The following is a 17,861-nucleotide window of genomic DNA, read 5'->3' on the forward strand; positions in this document are numbered from 1 at the left end:
TTTTTGTTTTTTTCTGTTACCCCTGGGGGGGGGGGGGGGGGGGGGGGCGCGGGGGGGGGCCCGGGGGGGGGGGGCGGGGGGGGGGGGGGGCCGCCCGGGGGGGGGGCCCCCCCCCCCCGGGACCGGCTAGCCGTCCCCTCGGCCCAGGCGTTCCCAGGCCTCCGCGAACATCTCGTGCAGCGGTGCCGGCGGGAGAATGCGGTCGAAGGGGCCGTGGATCGTGTTGCCCCACCTCGGGCGGACCTCGTGCGTCGCCAGCTTCACCGTCTCCAGCGGCAGGTGAGGGGCCTTCAGTTCGGTCCACTCGCCCGGCAGGAACACCGTCCTTCCCGCCCTCGCGCGCTTGGCCTCGACCACGGCGCCCGTGGCGACCAGCTCCGCCCGGACCTCCGCGTGGCGCTTGGTCGACCAGCCGTTCCACCGTCGCACGTCGCGGTCGGTGGGCGCGGCCAGTGTCGCCACCTGGAGGTACAGCGCCGCCGCGTCCGGGCCGACGCCGAGCTGCCCGGCCACCTGCGCGACCAGGTCCGGGCAGGACTGCCTCGGATCCGCCTCGTACGCGCCGGCCGGCACCGCGCCGGAGCGGGCGCGGTGCATCATGCGCTCCAGGCCGCCGCCGGCCAGCAGCGGCGCGACCCGGTTCAGTTCCTCGGTCAGGTCCGTGACCTCGCGTACGCGCCGCCACACCTCGGGGTCGGCGCACGCCGCGGGCCGGAGGAAGGCGCCGCCGCCGGGCGCGCACACCACCAGGGCCCCGGAGTCGTACGCGGTCACCACCGGTCCCTCCTCCTTGCGGCGGCCCTTCGCCACCGGCAACCGCCCGGGCCCGAATCGCTCGGCGATCCCCTCCGGCGTGTCCTGGACACGTCCGCCGTTCAGTTCCAGGAGGAGTTCGGGACGCTCCAACTCGGCCCGCAGCCGTTCGTACAGGGCTGTCGCGCCGGCCACCGCCGGGTCGCCGACGGGCCGGTCCGTCCACGCCCACACCAGCGCGCCCGCGATCTGGACGAGCGGGAGGCCCACCGGGGTTCCGTACGGCAGCGCGGGCCCCTCCGGCGGTACGGGCAGGACCTCCACCCCGCTTCCGTACGGGGTCCCGGACAGCTCCCAGCCGGCCGCGTCCACCGTCGCGTCGGCGGCGGCCTCGTAGCCGCCGGCCAGGCGCCTGGCCCAGATCTCGGCGAGGCCGAGGCCGGCTTCCAGGGCGTCGGCCGCCTCGTCGTGCACGGCGGGCAGGACCCCGAGCCGCTCCCGCCACACCGCCGCCATCCGCTCCACCGCCGCGTCCACACCGCCCGGCTGCCACAGCTCGGCCGGGTCCTCGGGGAGGGCGGCGGCCAGAACGGCGCGCCGGCCGTCGCCGCCGAGGCGCCGGCGCAGCTGCTCGTACGCCTCGGCCGTCTTCGGGGTCGCCTTGTACGGCGCCTTGCGCGCCAGCGCACGACCCTCGTCCCGGTCGTGGTGGCCGACAAGGCCCGCCACCACGAGCCGGGCCACGGACCGTCGCACGCCCGTCAGTTCGGCGAAACGCGCGGCCGCCGCTTCCGGAACCGGGACGGGTCCGTTCGTCTCGACCGCCGCCACGAGGGCTCGGAGCCGGGTCGCGTCGTCGCGCCCCACCCGTACGAGCCGAGCCTCCGCGATCGCCGCCGGTACCGGGTCCCCGTCCTCGGACGCGGGTGCGACGAACCAGCGGTTCGCGCCTCCGCGCCGCGGCCCGGCGGACGCCACCGGAACGCCTCGTTCGCGCAGGCCGTCCAGGACTCCGGGGTCGGCCGCGCGGCCGGTCCACCACCGGCTGCCCGCGCGGGCGAACGGCTGGTCGGCCCAGGTGTCGAGGAGCGCCAGGAGGGCGATCCGCTCGCTGTCCGGGGTGGACGCGACCGCGGCCCGCCACGCCACGGCGTCGATGGCACCGAGCAGCTGCGACCAGTCGTGCGGGGGCGCGGGGGGTGAGAGCCGCCGGACCTCTTCCCCGATCGCTCCTTCCAGGCAGGCGCCATCGGCGGAGAGCGCGCCGAGCGTCGCCGGAAGGGCCGTGTCCCGGGTCCGCCGCCAGGAATCGTGCTCGCCGTCCGAGACCAGCTCGAACAGGGCGGGCATCAGCTCGGTGTCGGGCGCCGACCGGCGCGGCAGTGCGGGCGGCGCCTCGGCGAGCAGCGTGACGCGGTGGTGCAGGGCACGTCGGCGCTCCTCCACCCGCGCGGCCCGTACAGCCACCGCGACGACGGCGTCGGCAAGGACCGGATCGGTGACGTCGGGCAACTCCCGGGCCACGGCCGCGCGCAGCGCCTCTGTGCCGTCGAGGGCGGCCGCGAGCAGCGTGTCCGCCGTCTGCCGCTCCACCGTCCGCAGCGCCCGGGAGCCCGCCGCGTCGCGCGTACGCAGGAGGTACCAGAAGGCGGGCGGGAGGGCCACACCTCCGGACACGGTGAGCTTCCTGACCGCCTTCGCCCGCGGGTGCGTGGGCGAGCGGTGCCCCGCCAGCTCCCACAGCAGGGTGCCGTCGACGGTGTACGCGCGCACTCCCGTCCGGGTCTCCGCCTCGGCGAGGACCACGTCCTCGACCGCGCCCTCCGGCGGCGCCCACAGGCCCCAGGGCTCCTGTCCCTGCCGGTCGATGTCGAACCGGGCCGTGCGCCCGTCCACGCTCTCCAGCAGATAGTGGTCGGGCGCGTTGTGCCGGTACCGGGTGCGGAACAGGACCCGCGTCCCGACGAGTCCGTCCCGGCTGCCGAGCGGGGAGTCGGTCAGACCGGCGGGCAGCGGGGCGAGTTGCAGGGCCTCGCGGGCCAGGGTCATGTCCGTCTCGGACGGCTCCGCCGCCGGGTCGGCGTCGGGGGCCCGTCCCGGGAAGTCGGGGAGCTCCGTCGCGCCCTGCCGCTCTCCGGTGACCGGGTCGACCACTTCCCACGGCCGTCGGCCGAAGACGGCGTTGGTCCAGATGCGGGAGCCGTCGCCGAGCAGCAGCTCGTCCCCGTCGATGCCTTCGGTGCCGCCGGGGCGCAGCACCCGTCGGCCGCCGTGCCGCCCGCCTCCGTCGGCGGTCTCGAACTGGAAGCCGTACGCCCCGTCCAGGCTGCCGCCGAAGGGAACGAGACCACTCAACTCGTCCGGTGTGAACGGCTCCTCGGGCCGGTCGGCCCAGACGGCGGTGTTGCAGAAGTACGGGTTGGTCTTGAGGGACCAGCTCACCAGGAAGGAGCCGCCCACGTAGTGGACCGCGAAGGTGGTCGCTTCGTGCGGCACCGTGAAACTGCAGGAGCCCCGCACCCCGTCGGGGGCGACGGCAACGGCGCGGTCCTTTCCGAAGACCGTCAGGACGGGCCAGGTGCAGGTCACCCCGGCAACGCCCGGCAGCGCCCCGTCCGCCCCCGCACCGTCCTTCACGTCCGCGCCTGTGCTCGCGTGTGCGTCCGCGTCTGGATCTGTGTCCGCGGCTGCGGTTGCGCGGCGGTCGGTCTCGCGCGCATGGGCCGCGAAGTCCGCGTACACCGACTCCAGCTCCGGCCAGGCCAGTTCCTCCGGCAGGCCCGCCGCCAGCGAGCGCCGCAGCGCGCCCGCGCCCTCCGCATCCGCGAGGGCGTCGGCGATCCCGCCGAGCGCCGCCACCGTCGGCCGGTCCAGCAGGGTCTCCAGCTCGGTCAAGGCCTCCTCGGCCCCGCCCATGCCACCGCCCGCGACCGTGTCGACCAGCTTGCCGGCCCGCCCGGCCACCTCATGGGCGATGCCCTCGTTGCCGGGCAGCAGCGTCACCGCCGAGCCGGGCTGTCGTCGGCGCGCGTGGGACCAGCCGGGCAGCAGATTCCCGTGGACGGTTCCCTCCAGCCGGGGGCCGAAGACCGGGTCGGCGGCCAGCGCGACGAGGTCGCGCCGGGACCGGTCGCCCCAGAAGCGCATCCGCGTCTCCGGGCCCGGGTCGACGACCGTGACTCCGGCCGCCAGGCAGGCGTCCAGCACGTCCGCGTCGAAGCCCGTGTAGTGGTGGCGGGTGGTGTGCAGCGTCACCGCGTCGCCCGCGGCCCGCAGCCGCGGCCCCAACCGGACCACCAGGTCGAGGAACTCGGCCGGCAGCGGCTGGCGCGCGACACCGCCGCCGGACTGGGCCGCGTACTGGTACATGCGCACGAAGTTGCCGACCCATTGCGGCAGGCCGCCCTCCGGAACGACCCGCCCGGACTCCATCGCCTCCGTCGCGCCGCTCGCGATCAGCATCCGCAGCCACGCCCCGCCGTCGGTCGTCCCGTTCGGGAAGATCTCGACGAGCCCGGCGAGGACCGTGTCCGTCGGAGGATGGGCCTGAAGGACCGGGGCCGCGGCGGTCAGCAGCGCGTCCGGCACCGACTTCTTGCGGGTGACGGACAGGATCGTGCCGACCACGCGAGCGACTTCCTCGTTCCCGTGCGAGGCCGCCTTCGCGGACGTCCGCACCCGGCGCACGAGATCCGCCGGGAGGTCGGCGGCGGAGCCCGCCCATGCGGTCAGGAACGCGTCCAGGGCGGCGTGCGCGTCGGCCGGCTCCAACGTCTCGGCGAGGAACCGCTGATGGGCTCCGAACTCCTTGGCCGGCATGGCCCCGCCCCTGGCGAACAGCAGTGCGTTGGCCCGGCGGTAGGCGGAATCGACCGGGAGCCCGTGCTGGGCCTCGGCCGCTCGCGCCGCCACGAAGGCGCGTGCGCCCGGCCGGCTCCCGTAACCGATGAGCCGGTGACCGACGGTGTCCCAGAACCACGGCAGGTGCGCCGGCGGCAGCCGCCGCGCCCGCGCCGCCATCGTGTCGACGAAGCGACCGGGCTTGGTCCAGGTCAGGTTGAGTTCCGTGCCCATGTCCTGGACGAGGCCGCGCGCCATCGCCTCCGCGTCCGGGTCGTGTGCGGCAACCCAGTCGGCGTAGGTCGTCGAGACGTGCGTGCCGGAGGCGGGCAGCAGGCCCTCAAGCGAGACGATCATGCCGTGGATCGTCGCATGGCCCACTGACACCGCCGCGGGCGCGTTCACCTGGCACGGGCGGCACGTCGGAGGCGGGCGTCCGGTGCGAGACACACCGACCGCCGTACCAGGACGCCACGACGGGGAGGGCCCGGTGGCAGAGTGGAACGGATGCACCCGAACGTCCCACACCCGATCAGAAAGCCTCCCCCATGCGGCTCCACCGCCCCCGGCACCGACTCCTCACCGTTCTGGCCGCGCTCGCGCTCGTACCGCTCACCGGATGCGGCGACACCCGTCCTCCGGCCGACGGCGCCCCGCCGGCACGCGAGTCGGCGGCCGCCGCGCCGGACGGCGTGGCGGCGGCCCGGGCACGGTTCCGGGCGCTGGAGCGGAACTACGGTGCCCGGCTGGGCGTGTACGCCGTCGACACCGGCAGCGGCCGTGAGGTCGCGTACAACGACGGCGCCCGGTTCCCCTACGCCTCCACCTTCAAGGCCCTGGCCGCGGGTGCCGTGTTGCGCGAGAACCCCGGGGACGGCATGAAACGGGTGGTCACGTACTCCCGGGACGACCTGGTCGCCCACTCCCCCGTGACCGAACGGCACGTCGCCACCGGGATGACCCTCGCCGAGCTGTGCGACGCCGCCGTACGGTACAGCGACAACACCGCCGCCAACCTGCTCCTCGACCGGATCGGCGGTCCCGAGGGGCTGCAGGCGACGCTGGCCGGGCTGGGTGACGGCGTCACCCGGATGGAACGGCGCGAGCCCGGGCTCAACGAGTGGACGCCCGGCGCCACGCGTGACACCAGCACCCCACGGGCGCTCGCGCGGAGCCTGCGTACGTTCGTCCTCGGCGACGCGCTCCGGCCCCGCGAGCGCGAGGCGCTGACCACCTGGCTGCGTACCAACGTCACCGGCGCGGAACTGATCCGCGCCGGTGTCCCCGAGGACTGGACGGTCGGTGACAAGACAGGGGCCGGCAGCACCTACGGCACCCGGAACGACATCGCCGTCCTCTGGCCGCCCGGCCGGGCCCCCATCGTCCTGGCCGTCCTGTCCAACCGTCTCACCGCCGACGCCGCGTACGACAACAGGCTGATCGCCGAGGCGGCCACAGCCGCCACCGAGGCGCTGTCCTGAGACTCAGAGGCTCGCGTCGCGGTGGGTGGGGCGCCCGTCGAGGACCGTGAGGAGCACGGGGAGGTCGGCGAGGTCCGTCGCCGCGACGGTGAGCGGGTTGTCGGCGAGGACGGTCAGGTCGGCGCGGTGGCCGACGGAAAGACGGCCCGTCTCGTGCTCCTCCCCCGCCGCGAACGCGGGACCCGTCGTCATCCCCTGGAGCGCCTCCAGGGCCGTCAGCGCCTGCTCGGGGCCGTGCGGGGGCTGGGTGAGGTCGCGGGTCGGGCGGCGATGGCGGGCTCCCGCCATCACACCGAGCGGCGGGAACGGGGCGATCGGCCAGTCGGAGCCGAGGACGACCGTGGCCCCGGCGTCCCGCAGGTCGCGGCACCGCCACGCGCGCGAGGCGCGCTCCTCGCCCAGTCGGCGGGACCAGTTGTCGGTGTGGTCGGCGCGGGTGAAGTCGCAGCAGTGGGTGGGTTGCATGGACGCAAGGACGCCGAGCTCCGCGAACCGGGCAGGTGTGTCGTCGGGGACGCTCTCGATGTGCTCGATCCGGTGCCGGACCGCGCCGCCGACGCCGCCGGCCTGCGCCTTCTCGACCGCGTCGAGGACGTGCCGTACGGCCGCGTCGCCGATCGCGTGGGTGGCGGTCGGCACGCCGGCGCGGTGCAGTTCGCCGACGATCCGGGTGTAGACCTCGGGGTCGGGCCAGAAGGCGTGGGTCGACTCGCCGTGGCAGTCGGGACGTTCGAGCCAGGCCGTGCCGTTGTCGATCGTGCCGTCCATGAACAGCTTCACCCCCGCGACGCGCCACAGCTCTCCGCCGGTGCCCTGCAGCGCGATCAGGGATCGCAGCCCCTCCTCGTCGATCCCGGGCTGGCACCAGGGTGCGACGCGCAGCCGTAGCGGGAGTTCCCCGGCCGCCTCGAGCTCCGCGTACAGGGCGAGGCTGTCGCCGTTGGCGTCCATGGCGTGTCCGCCGGTGAGACCCGCGGCGGCCATCCGGCGCAGCGCGACGGCGAGACGGTCGCGACGCTCCGCGTGCGTGGGCTGCGGCGCCGCGCGTTCCACGAGTTCGCAGGCCGCGTCCTCCAGGAGCAGTCCGGTGGGCCTGCCCGCCTCGTCGCAGACGATCTCGGCGGCCTGGTCGAAGGTCCGCGGCCCGTCGATGCCGGCCAGTTCGAGGGCGCGGGGGCTGGCCAGCATCGAGTGGGCGTCGAAGAGCTGGAGCAGGGCGGGTACGCCGTCCAGCACGGGGGCGAGTGCGGCGGACTCGACGGGCCGGTCGCCGAACACGTTCGGGTCCAGGCCCCAGCCGAACAGCCAGGCTCCGGGGGCGAGCGTCCGGATCTCGCGCGCGAGGGCCTCGCGCAGCGAGGCGAGGTCGGCGCAGCCCGACAGGTCGAGCCCGTGGGTGAGCTCGGCGCCCGAGACGGGGTGGAGGTGGCCGTCGGTCAGGCCGGGCGTGACGACGGCGCCCTTGAGGTCGAGGACCGTCGTCGCGGAACCGGCGAGCGCGCGCATCTCGCGGTCGCCGCCCAGGGCGGAGATCCGGCCGCCGGACACGGCGAGGGCGGTCTCCGGCAGGAGGCGGCCCGTGACCGGGTCGAGCAGACGGGCGGAGAGCAGGACGAGGGAGGGGCGCACAACGGCTCCAGGAAGTACGGGTGGGGAAAGGTCGGTTGTGGGTGGGATCGACGGTCGAACCGGTGCCGGGTGGGGTGCCGTCGGCTTCCGGTGACGCGTCGAGGCCGGGGGTGGCCTCGGTGTCGACCTAGGCCCCGGGGTCGGTGCCGGTGCCTGCGTCGGTGCCTGCGTCGGTGCCTGCGTCGGTGCCTGCGTCGGTGCCTGCGTCGCCGTCCGCGTCCGATTCGGCCGCCGCCGCGGGCGGCTTCGCGTCGAGCGTGCCGCTCGGCAGGGCGAGTTCGCGCTCCGCCGTGGTGAGGGCCATCCGCGTCACCGCCTCGGGGCGGTTGCTCCGGTCGGTGTTGGCGTGGGCGCCGAGGCCGTCGAGGACGACCAGGATCTGGATGGCCGTCGCGCGCGGATCGTCCGTACGGAACTCACCCCGGGCCACCCCGTCACGGATGAGGCCCTCCAGCCGGTCGTCGGAGGCGAGTTCCTGCTCCGCGACGCGGTCACGCAACAGGGGCCGGTAGCGGCTCAGGTGGCGGGCGTTGATCCAGAGCCGGCTGATGTCGTCGTACGCCTCTCCCGCCGAGAGCGCGAAGTAGCGCGCGAGGTACTCCGTCGGCGTCCCGTCGCGCCGGTCGGCGGGAAGGAGTGCGTCGAGCTCGCCCGTGGCGGCGGTGGCGAAGGCCTCGGCGACCAGTTCTTCGGCCGAGGGGAAGTAGTGGCTGATCAGTCCCGGGCGTACGTCGAGTTCCTCGGCGATGCGCCGGAGGGTGACGCATTCGAGCCCCTCCGTCAGGGCTACGCGGGCGGCGGACTCGACGATCTCCGCACGCCGGGCCTCCGGAGATTTGCGGATTCGCTTGCGCTGGACGCTTGACGACATACCGGCGATGCTATTGAGTGTGCGACCAATAAGCAAGCAGGTGCGCACGACACGTATCCGGAGGGCCTCATGGCTTCCCCCCTTCCCGACCCCCGCCCCGGCGCTCAGGGCGCGCACAGCACGCCGCCCGCCACCGACCGGGCGGGCCGGATCGAGGCCCACGGCATCGACCACATCCCCGACAGCGAGCGCCATGGACGCCCCCGCGAGCTGTTCGCCGTGTGGGCCGCAGCCAATGTCAACTACCTCAGCCTGGTCATCGGCGGCGCCCTGGTCCTCATGGGCCTGAGCCTGCCGCAGGCCCTCGCGGTGATCGTCGTGGGCAACCTGTTCTGGCTGCTCACCGGAGTGCTCGCGATCTCCGGGCCCGCGGCCGGCGCGCCCAGCGAGGTGATCACCCGGGCGATGTACGGGGTCCGCGGGAACCGCGTGAACAACGCGGTCACCGGCTGGATGATCTCCGTCTGCTACTTCGCGCTCAACCTGGCCGCCGCCGCGTCCGCCGCCTTCGCCCTCGTCGCCAGGACGGGCCTCCCCACGAACACGGTCGTGAAGATCGCCGTCGTGCTGGCCATCGCGGCGGCCACGCTCACCATCAGCGTCTACGGACACGCGCTGATCGTGAAGCTCTACCTCCCGATCACCGTCGCCCTCACCGCGGCGTTCGGCGTGGTGGCGTACGCGGTGCTGCGGAACGCCGAATTCGGCTACGCCCCCGAGGCGTCACTGAGCGGCGTGGACCTCTGGGCGACGCTTCTCGCGGGCGTCACGGTCATCGCCTCGGGTCCGCTGTCGTACACCACCAGCGCCGACTTCTCCCGCTACCTGCCGCGCTCGGCATCACCCCGGGCGATCGCCGGCTGGACCGCGCTCGGGGGCTTCCTGCCCAGCGTCGCCGTCTGCTCGCTGGGCGCGCTGGCCGCGACGGCCGTCGACATGACCGATCCGCAGACCGCGCTGGAGCAGATCCTGCCCGGCTGGTTCACCCCGGTCTTCCTGCTCGCCCTGGTCCTCGGCACGATCTCCATCAACGCCCTGACCGCGTACAGCGCCGGCCTGGCCCTCCAGGCGGTCGGCATCCGTATCCGCCGCTCGCTCAGCGTCATCGTCGACGGCGCCGTCGCCTCGGCCCTGACGCTGTACGCCCTGCTCGTCTCCAACTTCCTCGACACGGTCAGCAACGTCCTCCAGCTGACCGTCGTGCTCCTCGGGCCCGCGATGACCCTCTACGCCACGGACATCGCGCTGCGCCGCAACCGCTACGACGGTCTCGCCCTGATGGACGAGACCCCGGAGAGTCCGTTCTGGTACACGGCCGGGGTCAACCGGGCCGGCGCGTCGGCACTGGGCGCGGGCGTCGCCGCGGCCGCCCTGTGCGTCAACACCCTCTACACCGGCCCGATCGCCGCCGCCCTGGGCGGAGTGGACCTCGCCCTGCCCGTGGGCATCGTCGTCACCGCGGCCTGCTACACGCTCCTGACGCGTACGTCCGCCTCTACTTGACCGCCGGAGTTCTGTACTTCACCCAGGCGGAGCGCCTGTCGGCCGGACAGGTCGGCCTCGGGTTGGGTGTCGCCGGGTTCGCCTCGCTCGCCGTCGGGATCGCCGCCGGCCGATCGGCCGACACGCGCGGCGCGCGGGGCGTGTACGCGATCACCCTCGTCGTGCGGGCGGCGGCGACGGCCGGATTCGTCCTGGCCGACACCTTCTGGCTGTTCGTCCTCGCGGTCAGCACCGCCACCGCGGCCCAGGTGGCGGGACTGGCGGCGCGGAGCCCGATCATCAGGTGTCACGGAGGGGACCGGCCGCAGGAGTTCCGCGCGTACCTCCGGTCGGTGACCAACATCGGGATCTCACTGGGCGCCCTGCTGGCGGGCTGGGTCGTCCAGGTCGGCACCCACTCCGCGTACCAGCTGCTCGTGATCGGCAACGCGGTCGCCTTCGCCGCCTCCGCCGCGTTCCTGGTCCTGCTGCCGCCGGTCACACCCGCACCACCCACCGGGGGCCCGCGCCGTGTGGCTCTGCGGGACCGGCCCTACCTGTTGCTCACGGCGCTCGACGGCATCATGGCCATCCAGTTCAAGGTGCTCACGGTGGCCGTTCCGCTCTGGCTGGTCGAGGTCGTCGACGGACCACGCTGGCTGATCTCCGGCTCGATGCTCGTCAACACGATGATCGTGATCGCGCTCCAGGTGCCGGCGAGCCGCAGGATCGACTCCCCCACGGCCGGCGGAGCGGCGTACCGCCGTGCGGGCGCGGCCTTCCTCGTCTCGTGCGTGCTGGTCTCGCTCTGCGCCGGAGCGGCGGCATGGGCCGTCACCGTACTGCTGATCACCGCCGTCGTGGTCCACACGGTCGGCGAACTGTGGCACTCCGCCGCGGGGTTCGAGGTCTCCTTCGCGCTCGCCCCGCCGCATGCCACCGGCCAGTACCTGGGGGTCTTCGGCCTCGGCACCGGACTCGCCGACGCGGTCGGTCCGAGTCTGCTCATCTCGCTCTGCATCACGTGGGGGCGGCCCGGCTGGTACGTCGTCGGAGCGCTCTTCGCCCTCACCGGGCTCGCCGCGCCCCTGGCGGTCCGCTGGGCGCAGCGCCTCCAGCAGGACCCCGGCCGGACGGCCGTCACACCGCCACCGGCCGTCACGCCGCCGCCGGCCGTCACGCAGAAGGTGCCGGTCGGCGGAAACCGAGCCGGACGGTACGGCACCCTTCGGTGACCTGCTCGTCGCCGTCGCCGCGGCGCCCCGGGTCCGCTACCCTACCCGCCGGTAAGTCCGACGCAGCGACAGGGAGGTCGTCGATGGGGCGCCAGTGGAGTCTTGAGGAGTCCGTGGTGGTGGACGCCGCGCCGGAGGTCGTGTACCGGCTGGTGGCGAACCTTCGCGACATGGGCCGGTGGAGTCCCGAGTGCCGGGGGGTCTGGGTGCCGCGCCCTCCCGTGCGAACGGGCAGCCGGTTCGTGGGCTTCAACCGGCGGGGGCTATTCGTCTGGTTCACGACCGGACGGGTCTCGGTGGCGCGCGAGGGCGAGGAGTTCACGTTCGACGTCGGCGCCTTCGGTCTGCCGATCGCCCGCTGGGGCTACCGATTCGCCGCCGAGGGGAACGGGACGCGCGTGACGGAGACCTGGCAGGACCTGCGGACCGGCCGGGGTTCGCGCCTCGCGGAGATCCTCGGCACCGTCTTCGCGGGCACGAACCCCGAGCGCCGGATCGCGGTCAACCGCGACGGCATGCGCACCACGCTCGACCGGATCGCCCGCGCCGCGACCGCCCCGGCCTCGTAGCTCGTCGCCCCGGGGCCCGCGCGGGCCCCGGGGCGAGCCGTCACACCGTCAGACCGGCCGCACCGAAGGAGACGTCGAAGCGGTCGCACCAGATGGTGACACTCGTGAAGGCGGACGGGTCGGTGCCGGGCGGGAGCGGGTAGTTCTGGTCTCCCTTGTTGCCCTTCAGCTTGCCGAGGCTGACGTACGTGCCGTCGTCGAAGACCCGCCAGCCCGCCACGCCCTCCTTGACCGGGGCGTCGGTCAGCCACACGCGCAGGTCCGGGCCGTTGCTGGTGTTCAGGTCCTCCAGACGCAGGGTCAGGCTGCCGTCGGCGAGGCGGATGAGCTTGGCCGTACCGGTGGTCCGGTGCTCGTGGCTGATCAGGTCGCCCTGGGCGACCGTCTGCGGGCCGGCGGCGGGGTTCGCGCCGGAGCCACCGGGCGAGGAGGCGGACCCGGGCACCGCCGTCGGCAGTGCCTCGTCGACCGTCTGGTCCTGCCACAGCTTCCAGGGCTGGAACCAGTAGAGCCCCAGGACGCCCAGCGCCACCGCCACCGCCGTCGCACCCCAGAGCAGCGACTTCTTACCCCCACGTGCCACGATCGTCCTCGTTCCGTGCTGTCGTACGTCGGTCCTGGGCATTCCATCCCACCGTGCGGGGGGCGCGCCACCTACGGCCCGATGACGAAAGTCTTACGTCGCTCCGGGGATCCACGGCCTCGGCCGCACGCCGTCCGCGCGGGGTCGCGGTTCCCCTTCCGCGGCGCAGCCACGCACCCGCGAGGACCACGACGGCCGCAACGGCGTACGCGAGCGTTACCACCGCGTTCGAGTCGTCGAACGCCCTGCCGGCCACATACGTCGCCGCCCCCGCCACCGCGACGAGCAGCCACTCCCACCGGCCGTCCAGGGCGACCAGGGCGACGAGGAACAGCGCGTACCAGGAGTATCCCGGGGTCACGAGCAGGAAGGCGGTTCCGGTGACCAGGAGCGCGCCGCTCCACGGACGTTCGGGATCGCCGCGCCGAACGACGTGGGCGCAGCAGACGAGAAGGGCGGCGACCAGCGCCGGCACGGCCCACGACGGGGGCAGCACGAGCCGGAGCAGGGCGTAGCGATTGCCCGCGCCGGCGTCGCCGTACCCCTCTTCCTCGACGTAGCCGCCGAGGTAGCCGAGGACCGAGCCGTCGGAGATGAGCACGTACGGCAGGTAGGCCAGGACCGTCACGGCTCCGGCCGGCACCAGGATCGCGGCCGCCTCACGTGTGCGCCGTACGCCGGACAGCGCCCCGGGCAACAGGATCGCGGGCATCAGCTTCACGGCTACGGCGGCCCCCATGAGCGCCCCGCCCGTCACCCGGTGACGGGCGACGAGGCCGAGTCCGGCGACGGCGAACAGCACACCGAGCGCGTCGACATGGGCGTTGTTCACGGCTTCGAGCGGGACGGCCGGGCACCAGGCCCAGAAGACGGCGGTACGGGGATCGCCGCGCCGGCGCAGGATCAGCAGCAGAAGGCCGGTGATGCCGACGGACAGGAGCGCGCCACCGATCTGAAGCGCCTTCAGGCGGACGCCGTCAGGCGCGAGCAGGTGGACTCCGAGGAAGTACCCCTCGGCGATCGGCGGGTAGATGGTGTGCACGGTGGGGCGGTTGATGCGGGTGCAGTGTGGTGTGGCCGAGGTGGACGACGAAGCGGTGTCGGGGGCCGCGACCCGTGCGACGTCCGGGCGCCGGCAGGCGGCGGCGCCTCTCGGGAACAGCCAGTCGTCGCGGAGCGGGGCCAGTTCGGGGTCCGCGGGAGCGTGGTCGTAGGGCGGGATGCCCGCCGCCTGCACCCGGCCGTCCCAGGCGTAGCGGTACGCGTCGGTGCTCGTGCGCGGCGGGGCGACCAGGCCGGTGGCGGCGACCAGCGCGGATCCCGCCAGGAGGAGAACGACCGCCTGTCGGGGCGGCACCGTGCGCAGGGCGAGGGCCGCCGCGGCGAAGAGTGCCCAGGAGGCGGCGTACCACCACGACAGGCGGCCCGGGTCGGCGTAGTAGACGTCCTGACGGACGGTGCACACCAGGACCGTGATGAGAACGGCCAGGAGACCGCCGGCCGTCGCGGTACGAGGAGAGATCACATCCCGCAGGGTCGCAGCCGAACGCCACCTCGAGTCGGCCGCCGCCCCGGCCGTCCGTGTTCCGTAAGGGGTCGATCCGCCCTTCGGCGCCCTGTGAGCGGTGAGATGGAGGCATGAAACCGCGCCTCGCGACACCACCCCTGCCCACCTTCCGCGGCCGTCTCCATGACGCGAGAACGGCCACGTCGATCGGCCGCTGGCTCGGGCTCGCCCTCGCGGTCTGTTTCGTCACCGGCGTCACGAGCCACTACCTGCAGCGGCCGCCGGACTGGCTCGCCGACATCCTGCCCAGCCGGCCGAGCTGGGGCTACCGCTTCAGCCAGGGGTTGCACGTGGCGAGCGGCATCGCGGCGATCCCCCTTCTCATGGCGAAGCTGTGGGCCGTCTATCCGAGGCTGTTCGTCCGGCCGCCGGTGCGGTCGGTGCGGCACGCGCTGGAGCGCCTGTCCGTGGCCGCCCTGGTCGCGGCCGGTGTGTTCCAGCTGTTCACCGGTCTGCTGAACATCGTCGAGTGGTACCCGTGGCCGTTCTCCTTCGTCCCCGTGCACTTCGCCGTCGCGTGGCTGCTCGCGGGCGGGCTGCTGCTGCACATCGCCGTCAAGTGGCCCGGCATCAGCTCTCATTGGGGGCGACGCTCCTCCGGCACACTGACGCTCCCGTCCGGGGACGAGCCGGACCGGCGGTCCCTCCTGGCGGGCGTCGGGGCGGGCGTCGCCGCGGTCACGCTGACGACGGTGGGCCAGTCGTTCACTCCGCTGAAGCGGCTGGACCTGCTCGCGCCGCGTCATCCGGACCACGGGACGCAGGGACTGCCCGTCAACCGGACCGCCGCCGCCGCGGGGGTGACCGCGGCGGCCACCCTCGACTGGCGTCTGACCGTCACCGGGCCCCGGCCGTACGCGCTGAGCCTGGCAGAGCTGCGAGCGCTGCCGCAGACCGACGTGCGGCTGCCGATCGCCTGCGTGGAGGGGTGGAGCGTGGAGGCGCGTTGGTCGGGCGTACGGGTCCGGGATCTGCTGGAGCGTGCGGGGGCCTCGCCGCGGACACGGGTACGGGTGGTGTCCCTGGAACGCCGGGGCGCGTACCGCGTCATGGAGATGGGAGCGTCCTACACGGAGGATCCGGCGACCCTGCTGGCGCTGCGGCTGAACGGTCGGGTGCTGTCGCTGGACCACGGTTTTCCGGCACGGATCATCGCGCCGAACCGGCCGGGTGTGCTGCAGACCAAGTGGGTCGCCGGGCTGGAGGTGTTGTGAGGGTGATCCGGTATACGTGCGGTGCGCTGGGGGTCGCGCTCATGGGGCTCGGGGCGGTTCTGGTGGTGCGGACGGGGACGGTCGGAGAGGTGACACTCTGGCTGGCGGGGGCGATCGTGCTGCACGACGGGGTGATCGCGCCGCTCGTGCTCGGCGTCGGGCTGCTGATCGCCGCCGTGCCCGCGCGGGGCCCGGTGCGTGCTGGCCTGATCGTCGCGGGGAGTCTGACGCTGGTCGCGCTTCCGCTCATGGTGCGGCCCGGCACCCCGCCCAACCCGACCGCCCTTCCCCTCGACTACGTCCGCAACTGGCTGGTCCTGATGGGGGTGGTGGCGATCGGTACGGGCGCGGTGCTCGGCGTACGGCGGCTGGCTCAGCGGCGGCGTCGCCGGAGCTGAAGGAAGCTCCGGTCCCCGGCCCGCCAGCGGCGTTCGACCCGCCACCCCGTCGCGTCGGCGTACGTGGGCAGGGCCAGGGCGCCGACCCGGGCCCAGCGGAAGCCGGCGCCGCGCGCGCCGCGGCCGTCGACGACCTGGACGGCGACCCGTTCGTCGACGTCGGGGGTGGCCGCCTCCACCAGGAGCTGTCCCTCGGGTTCGACCAGTTCGGCGGCGCGTTCGAGAAGCAGTCCGGGGTCGCCACCGATGCCGACGTTGCCGTCCATGAGCAGGACGGTGCCCCAGCGGCCCTCGCCGGGCAGCGGGTCGAAGACGGACCGGCGCAGGGCGGTGCCGCCGCCGGTGACCGTACGGTCGACGGCCTCCTGGCACACGTCGATGCCGAGGACGGGCCGGCCGACCGCGGTCAGCGCGTGCACCAGGCGTCCGGGTCCGCAGCCGACGTCCAGGACCACGCCCTCGCAGCGGTCGAGCACCGTGGCGTCGGCCGGATCGGCGGCCGCGCACCAGCGTTCGACCTCCAGGGGCAGCAGCCAGCCGTCGTCGCGCCGGAGGAAGACCGGTCCCTGACCTGAACGCAGGGCGTCCGCCCAGGGGTCGGCGAGCCAGGCGTCGACGGGGCCGGTGCCGCGGGCCGACGGGGCGCGGGCGGGTTCCGGGGTACGGGCGGCCGGGGTACGGGCCGGGGTGCGTCGCGCTCCCGCGGCCTGGGCGGGCGGTGACGTGCGGACCGCGTCGGCGGGGTGCTTCCCCCCGGTCCCGAGCGTGTCCGTCGTACCGCGCTCCGATTGCAGCGCGCTCATGAGGCACCCATCGCGGTCGCCGTCGGGGTCGTGGTCAGCGCGCGGTGGGTGGCGGCGAAGCGCGTGCCGGGGGCGGCCTCGGCGACCGCACGGGCGTCGGCGGCCGTGTCGACGTCCCGGAGCCACGGCAGATCGCGCACGCGCAGCCCGGCCTCCGTGAGGCGCCGGCGCTGCACCGCCCCGGTCTCCGGTACGGACATGGGGACGCCGTGCAGCAGCTCGGGGTCCGGGGTCGCGAGGCCCAGCGCCCAGAAGCCGCCGTCCTCCGCCGGGCCGAACCATGCGTCGCAGCCGGTGAAGTCAAGTCCCTGACAGAGGAGTTCCGGGGTCACCTGGGGGGTGTCCATGCCGACCAGCAGGGCGGGGCCCTCACAGCAGGCGAAGGCGGCGGCGAGGCGTCCGTCCAGGCCGCCGGAGCTCTGCGGCAGGGTCTCGAAGCCGTGCGGAAGCCAGTCGCCCGGCGTGCCTTCGAGGACGAGGACGCGGCGGTCGGCCGGGGTGCCGAGCACCGTGGTCAGGGTGTCGGCGAGCGCGGCCGCGGCGAGGCGGGCCGCCTCCTGCGGGCTGAAGGGCGGGGTGAGGCGGGTCTTGACCCGGCCCGGTACGGGCTCCTTGGCGATGACGAGGAGGGTGCTCACCGGTTCGCCTCCCCTCGCGCCGCCGGGGTGGTCTCCCGGGCGGTCGGAGGTACTTCGCGCAGAACCCTGCGCATGTCGCGGACGGCGTGCCAGGTCCCGCGCCAGGTGCCGGTGACCTTGGACTTTCCGGTACGGGGCAGGTACGGGACGTCCCGCTCGCGCACCCGCCAGCCCGCGTCGGCGGCGCGCACCACCATCTGAAGGGGGTACCCGTTGCGCCGGTCGGTGAGGTCCAGGGCGAGCAGCGCCTCGCGGCGCGCGGCCCGCAGGGGGCCGAGGTCGTGGAGACGGAGTCCGGTGCGGCGGCGCAGCATCCGGGCGAGGGCGAAGTTGCCGGCCCGGGCGTGCGGCGGCCAGGCGTCGCGTGACCGGGGGCGCCGGCGGCCGAGGACGAGGTCGGCCTCGCCCGTGGCCACCTGGGCGGCGAAGGGGACGAGCAGGCCGGGGTCCAGCGAGCCGTCGCAGTCGCAGAAACAGACGATGTCGGCGTCGGCGGCGAGCAGTCCGGCGTGGCAGGCGGCGCCGAAGCCGCGGCGCGGCTCGGTCACGACGGTCGCGCCGAGGTCACGGGCGATGTCCGCGGAGCCGTCGGTCGAGCCGTTGTCGACGACGATGGCCCGCCAGCCGGGCGGCACGCGCTCCAGGACCCAGGGCAGCGCCCGGGCCTCGTCGAGACAGGGCAGGACGACGTTCACCGCGTACGAGGGCGCGGAAGGCGATTCGGTCACGGATTTCACCGTACGAATCCGGACGGGACAAAAGGGATCCGTGGACCTTACGAAACGCGGACGTCGCTCC

General features: G+C 74.3%; 14 protein-coding genes. 6 read left to right on the plus strand and 8 right to left on the minus strand.

Going from position 1 to position 17,861, the window contains the following annotated elements:
• Positions 1 to 126: 126 nt before the first annotated feature.
• On the minus strand, positions 127 to 4,950 hold the full coding sequence (locus ACFVGW_RS34165; RefSeq protein WP_385854710.1) for a hypothetical protein: 4,824 nt from the start codon (positions 4,948 to 4,950) through the stop codon (positions 127 to 129).
• Between the two features lie 191 nt (positions 4,951 to 5,141).
• On the opposite strand from ACFVGW_RS34165, the gene bla reads away from it, so the two are divergent.
• A complete protein-coding gene (bla, locus tag ACFVGW_RS34170) occupies positions 5,142 to 6,074 on the plus strand; it encodes a class A beta-lactamase (RefSeq protein WP_385854711.1) in 933 nt (310 codons plus the stop codon).
• A 3-nt stretch (positions 6,075 to 6,077) separates the two neighbouring features.
• On the opposite strand, the gene ACFVGW_RS34175 is transcribed toward bla, so the two are convergent.
• Together ACFVGW_RS34175 and ACFVGW_RS34180 are read right to left on the minus strand one after the other, a co-directional pair.
• Positions 6,078 to 7,703 (minus strand): amidohydrolase, encoded by a 1,626-nt coding sequence (locus ACFVGW_RS34175; RefSeq protein WP_385854712.1) that lies wholly within the window; start codon positions 7,701 to 7,703, stop codon positions 6,078 to 6,080.
• Between the two features lie 127 nt (positions 7,704 to 7,830).
• Positions 7,831 to 8,574, minus strand: a complete 744-nt coding sequence (locus ACFVGW_RS34180) for a TetR/AcrR family transcriptional regulator (protein ID WP_385854713.1) — start codon at positions 8,572 to 8,574, stop codon at positions 7,831 to 7,833.
• A 69-nt stretch (positions 8,575 to 8,643) separates the two neighbouring features.
• Here ACFVGW_RS34180 and ACFVGW_RS34185 point away from each other — a divergent pair, with 69 nt between their 5' ends.
• From ACFVGW_RS34185 to ACFVGW_RS34195, 3 genes are all read left to right on the plus strand, one after another.
• Positions 8,644 to 10,077 (plus strand): purine-cytosine permease family protein, encoded by a 1,434-nt coding sequence (locus tag ACFVGW_RS34185; protein WP_385854714.1) that lies wholly within the window; start codon positions 8,644 to 8,646, stop codon positions 10,075 to 10,077.
• Complete coding sequence (locus ACFVGW_RS34190; RefSeq protein ID WP_385854715.1) at positions 10,074 to 11,291, plus strand: MFS transporter; 1,218 nt, start codon at positions 10,074 to 10,076, stop codon at positions 11,289 to 11,291. The genes ACFVGW_RS34185 and ACFVGW_RS34190 overlap by 4 nt, the downstream gene beginning before the upstream one ends.
• An 83-nt stretch (positions 11,292 to 11,374) precedes the next feature.
• Entirely contained in the window at positions 11,375 to 11,860 is a 486-nt protein-coding gene (locus ACFVGW_RS34195) for an SRPBCC family protein (RefSeq protein WP_385854716.1), read from the plus strand.
• Positions 11,861 to 11,900: 40 nt separating this feature from the next.
• Here the strand turns inward: ACFVGW_RS34195 and ACFVGW_RS34200 are convergent, their stop codons facing one another.
• Positions 11,901 to 12,443, minus strand: coding sequence for a DM13 domain-containing protein (locus ACFVGW_RS34200; protein WP_385854717.1), 543 nt, complete (start codon positions 12,441 to 12,443; stop codon positions 11,901 to 11,903).
• Positions 12,427 to 13,968: a glycosyltransferase 87 family protein gene (locus ACFVGW_RS34205; RefSeq protein ID WP_385854718.1), complete on the minus strand. Its 1,542-nt coding sequence runs from the start codon at positions 13,966 to 13,968 to the stop codon at positions 12,427 to 12,429. The genes ACFVGW_RS34200 and ACFVGW_RS34205 overlap by 17 nt, the downstream gene beginning before the upstream one ends.
• A 113-nt stretch (positions 13,969 to 14,081) precedes the next feature.
• On the opposite strand from ACFVGW_RS34205, the gene ACFVGW_RS34210 reads away from it, so the two are divergent.
• Both ACFVGW_RS34210 and ACFVGW_RS34215 read left to right on the plus strand, forming a co-directional pair.
• On the plus strand, positions 14,082 to 15,224 hold the full coding sequence (locus ACFVGW_RS34210) for a molybdopterin-dependent oxidoreductase (RefSeq protein WP_385854719.1): 1,143 nt from the start codon (positions 14,082 to 14,084) through the stop codon (positions 15,222 to 15,224).
• Positions 15,225 to 15,226: 2 nt separating this feature from the next.
• Positions 15,227 to 15,622: a hypothetical protein gene (locus ACFVGW_RS34215; RefSeq protein ID WP_385854720.1), complete on the plus strand. Its 396-nt coding sequence runs from the start codon at positions 15,227 to 15,229 to the stop codon at positions 15,620 to 15,622.
• Here the strand turns inward: ACFVGW_RS34215 and ACFVGW_RS34220 are convergent.
• The 3 genes from ACFVGW_RS34220 to ACFVGW_RS34230 are packed head-to-tail and all read right to left on the minus strand — an operon-like array spanning position 15,598 to position 17,800.
• Positions 15,598 to 16,425, minus strand: coding sequence for a methyltransferase domain-containing protein (locus ACFVGW_RS34220; protein ID WP_385854721.1), 828 nt, complete (start codon positions 16,423 to 16,425; stop codon positions 15,598 to 15,600). The two genes, ACFVGW_RS34215 and ACFVGW_RS34220, sit on opposite strands and share 25 nt — an antisense overlap.
• Positions 16,422 to 17,063, minus strand: coding sequence for a DUF2064 domain-containing protein (locus tag ACFVGW_RS34225; protein WP_385854722.1), 642 nt, complete (start codon positions 17,061 to 17,063; stop codon positions 16,422 to 16,424). The genes ACFVGW_RS34220 and ACFVGW_RS34225 overlap by 4 nt, the downstream gene beginning before the upstream one ends.
• A complete protein-coding gene (locus tag ACFVGW_RS34230; RefSeq protein ID WP_385854723.1) occupies positions 17,060 to 17,800 on the minus strand; it encodes a glycosyltransferase family 2 protein in 741 nt (246 codons plus the stop codon). The genes ACFVGW_RS34225 and ACFVGW_RS34230 overlap by 4 nt, the downstream gene beginning before the upstream one ends.
• Between the last annotated feature and the right edge of the window lie 61 nt (positions 17,801 to 17,861).

The organism is Streptomyces sp. NPDC127129 (assembly GCF_042671585.1).
Taxonomy (GTDB): domain Bacteria; phylum Actinomycetota; class Actinomycetes; order Streptomycetales; family Streptomycetaceae; genus Streptomyces.

Excerpts from the sequence above, each read along its gene's own strand:
- ACFVGW_RS34185 (WP_385854714.1), top strand. The coding sequence starts at position 8,644 with ATGGCTTCCCCCCTTCCCGACCCCCGCCCCGGCGCTCAGGGCGCGCAC.
- ACFVGW_RS34195 (WP_385854716.1), top strand. The coding sequence starts at position 11,375 with ATGGGGCGCCAGTGGAGTCTTGAGGAGTCCGTGGTGGTGGACGCCGCG.
- bla (WP_385854711.1), top strand. The coding sequence starts at position 5,142 with ATGCGGCTCCACCGCCCCCGGCACCGACTCCTCACCGTTCTGGCCGCG.
- ACFVGW_RS34220 (WP_385854721.1), bottom strand. The coding sequence starts at position 16,425 with ATGAGCGCGCTGCAATCGGAGCGCGGTACGACGGACACGCTCGGGACC.
- ACFVGW_RS34180 (WP_385854713.1), bottom strand. The coding sequence starts at position 8,574 with ATGTCGTCAAGCGTCCAGCGCAAGCGAATCCGCAAATCTCCGGAGGCC.
- ACFVGW_RS34210 (WP_385854719.1), top strand. The coding sequence starts at position 14,082 with ATGAAACCGCGCCTCGCGACACCACCCCTGCCCACCTTCCGCGGCCGT.
- ACFVGW_RS34165 (WP_385854710.1), bottom strand. The coding sequence starts at position 4,950 with ATGATCGTCTCGCTTGAGGGCCTGCTGCCCGCCTCCGGCACGCACGTC.